This is a genomic window from Cupriavidus sp. SS-3, from assembly GCF_035818815.1.
GTDB lineage: Bacteria > Pseudomonadota > Gammaproteobacteria > Burkholderiales > Burkholderiaceae > Cupriavidus > Cupriavidus taiwanensis_C.
The window spans coordinates 1-1,398 of record NZ_JAYLVT010000036.1 but is presented as its reverse complement, the minus strand read 5'-3'; the positions used below and the strand labels follow the sequence as shown (position 1 = coordinate 1,398).

The 1,398-nt window shown below is 51.5% G+C and carries 1 protein-coding gene and 1 rRNA gene; both read left to right on the top strand.

Annotation, left to right across the window (positions count from 1 at the left end; genetic code table 11):
* On the top strand, positions 1-205 hold a 205-nt coding region (locus tag U9J39_RS29260; RefSeq protein ID WP_326348782.1), incomplete at its 5' end, for a hypothetical protein.
* A 31-nt stretch (positions 206-236) separates the two neighbouring features.
* A 23S ribosomal RNA gene (locus U9J39_RS29255) occupies positions 237-1,398 on the top strand; the annotation flags it as partial.

The following is a 1,398-nucleotide window of genomic DNA, read 5'->3' as shown; positions in this document are numbered from 1 at the left end:
TTTGGCATTGCCAAGCGATCGCGGGTCTGACCTGCGGATCGGCTGTTCTTTAACAATATGGGATGTAGTAAAGGTGTCGCGAAGCGTTGATGAGACGCTGCAGTACCAAACGCGATACCGGGTTGTGATTGTATCAACCAAAATGTATTTAAGTGATCGAAAGATGACTTGGAATACGGCACAAATGCGAGAACTCAACCTGTAGTGAGCGTGTCCTCGAGACACACTTGTTATAGGGTCAAGCGAACAAGTGCATGTGGTGGATGCCTTGGCGATCACAGGCGATGAAGGACGCGGTAGCCTGCGAAAAGCTTCGGGGAGCTGGCAAACAAGCTTTGATCCGGAGATGTCCGAATGGGGAAACCCGGCCCGTATGGGTCATCCCACACTGAATTCATAGGTGTGGGAAGCGAACGCGGCGAACTGAAACATCTAAGTAGCTGCAGGAACAGAAATCAACCGAGATTCCCAAAGTAGTGGCGAACGAAATGGGAAGAGCCTTGTACTCTTTAGCAGTGGTGTTAGCAGAACGGGATGGAAAGCCCGGCCATAGCAGGTGATAGCCCTGTATGCGAAAACACGATTGTGGAACTAGGTGTACGACAAGTAGGGCGGGACACGTGAAATCCTGTCTGAAGATGGGGGGACCATCCTCCAAGGCTAAATACTCGTGATCGACCGATAGTGAACCAGTACCGTGAGGGAAAGGCGAAAAGAACCCCGGGAGGGGAGTGAAATAGATCCTGAAACCGCATGCATACAAACAGTCGGAGCCCTTTCGGGGGTGACGGCGTACCTTTTGTATAATGGGTCAGCGACTTACATTCAGTGGCAAGCTTAACCGATTAGGGAAGGCGTAGCGAAAGCGAGTCCGAACAGGGCGTTGAGTCGCTGGGTGTAGACCCGAAACCAGATGATCTATCCATGGCCAGGTTGAAGGTGCGGTAACACGTACTGGAGGACCGAACCCACTAACGTTGAAAAGTTAGGGGATGAGCTGTGGATAGGGGTGAAAGGCTAAACAAATCTGGAAATAGCTGGTTCTCTCCGAAAACTATTTAGGTAGTGCCTCGTGTCTCACCTTCGGGGGTAGAGCACTGTCATGGTTGGGGGGTCTATTGCTGATTACCCCGCCATAGCAAACTCCGAATACCGAAGAGTGCAATCACGGGAGACAGACATCGGGTGCTAACGTCCGGTGTCAAGAGGGAAACAACCCAGACCGCCAGCTAAGGTCCCCAAATATAGCTAAGTGGGAAACGAAGTGGGAAGGCTAAAACAGTCAGGAGGTTGGCTTAGAAGCAGCCACCCTTTAAAGAAAGCGTAATAGCTCACTGATCGAGTCGTCCTGCGCGGAAGATGTAACGGGGCTAAGCTATATACCGAAGCTGCGGACGC